Origin of the sequence: Methylosinus sp. Sm6, from assembly GCF_019802345.1 — a bacterium.
In the GTDB taxonomy this organism is placed as follows: Bacteria; Pseudomonadota; Alphaproteobacteria; order Rhizobiales; family Beijerinckiaceae; genus Methylosinus.
This window is the reverse complement of the sequence record NZ_JAINDZ010000099.1, coordinates 1-1994: the sequence shown is the minus strand read 5'-3', so window position 1 is coordinate 1994 and position 1994 is coordinate 1. Positions and strand designations below refer to the sequence as shown.

General features: G+C 61.1%; 1 protein-coding gene. It reads left to right on the top strand.

Annotated features, from left to right (window positions below):
* On the top strand, positions 1-1994 hold a 1994-nt coding region (locus K3F48_RS23580), incomplete at both ends, for a condensation domain-containing protein (protein ID WP_255609724.1).

The window sequence follows — 1994 nt, the reverse complement described above, 5'->3', positions numbered from 1 at the left end:
GAGGCCGCGGTCGTCGCGCAGACGAGCGCGCAGGGAGAAAAACGTCTCGTCGCCTATTACACGGCGCGGGCGGGAGCACAGGATGCGCCGGGTCCGGAGGCGCTGCGCGCCCATCTGGCGGCGGCCTTGCCGGACTATATGGCGCCTGCGGCCTTTGTGCGTCTCGAACGCCTGCCGCTGACGCAAAACGGCAAGTTGGACAGGGCGGGGCTCCCCGCCCCGGACGAGGCGTCCTATGCGCGGCGCGGCTTCGAGCCCCCCTGCGGCGAGACCGAGCGGGTTCTCGCCGAGATCTGGTCCGACCTGCTCGGCGTCGAACACGTCTCCCGCAACGACGACTTCTTCGAACTCGGCGGACACTCCATGCTCGCCGTGCAGATGACCGAGCGCTTGCGGAGACGCGGGCTGCGAAGCAGTGTGCGCACGATCTTTTTGCACCCGATCTTGTCGGATCTCGCCGCCGCCGTCGGCGCAAGCAACGACGTAACGATCCCGCCCAATCTGATACCGCCAGGCTGCGCCGCGATTACGCCGCAAATGCTGCCGCTGATTCAGCTGACGCAGCCCGAGATCGACGGCATCGTAGCGCGAGTGCCGGGCGGCGTCGCAAATGTCGAAGATATTTATCCGCTCGCGCCTCTTCAGGAAGGCGTCTTCTTCCATCATCTCATGTCACGGGAAGGCGACGCCTATCTGCTGAGGACGTTGCTCGCCTTTGACGCGCGCGCGCGCCTTGACGCGTTTATCGGATCGCTTCAAGCGATGACGTCGCGCTATGACGTTTTGCGTACGGCAGTGATGTGGGAGGGACTGCCCGAGCCGGTTCAGGTCGTGTGGCGTTCAGCCTGTATCGAAGTCGAGGAGGTCAGTTACGGTCCCGACGACGGTGACGTCAAGACGAAAATGCTGGAGCATTATGACCCGAGCCGCATCAAGATTGATGTGTCCCGCGCGCCAATGATGCGCGTCGTGGTCGCCTACGACGGGCATAGATGGCTGCTCCTTCTGCTTCATCATCATTTGGCGACAGACCACACCGCTCTGGAAGTCATAGAAGCGGGTGTGCGGCAAAGCTCGGCGTCAGGAAACGATTCCACTAAGGCACCGCCTTTCAGGAATTTTGTCGCGACGACCCGCAATCCCGAACGAATCAAATCTCATGCGGATTTCTTCGCCGGGATGCTTGGAGACGTCGTCGAACCGACCGCGCCTTTCGATCTGTTGGACGTTCACGACAATACAATCGAGATCGCCGAACACGGTCAGGACGTCGAGCCGACGTTAGCGGAAAAATTGCGGATCGTCGCGAAATCGCACAAGGTGGCTCCCGCCGTCATATCGCATCTCGCTTGGGCGCTCGTTGTCGCACGCGCGTCCGAGCGGGACGACGTCGTATTTGGCACAATGCTTTATGGCCGCCTTCACCAGTCGACGGAAGCGGAGAACGCGTTGGGAATGTTTATAAATTCCTTGCCATTGCGTATCCGCCTCGGCGGCGGAGCGACCGTCGCAGACGGTCTTCGACAAACCCGAGATTTGCTGATTAAGCTCCTCGAGCACGAACAGGCGTCGCTTGCTCTTGCTCAGCGATGCAGCTCCATTGCGCCGCCGGCGCCGCTTTTTACGTCTTTGTTGAACTACCGACACAGCAGGCGGATGGGGGAAGGTCTGTTTTCCGGGACGAATTCGTTTCTAAAAGACAGCGACGTTCTCTACTGGGGCGAAAGGACCAACTATCCTCTGACGCTGTCGATTGACGACTACGGGGACGACTTCCGACTCGTCGCGCAGACCCAATCGCCGGTCGAACCGCAGCGTATCTGCCAATACATGCACGCGGCGCTTGCGGGTCTCGTGGCGGCGCTTGAAGCGGCGCCCGCCACGCCCATGGATGAGATTGAGATTATTCCCGAGCAGGAGCGCAAACTCATTCTCGAGGGGTTCAATCGGACGGCGGCGGACTATCCGTCCGAACTCTGCGTGCATGAGCTGTT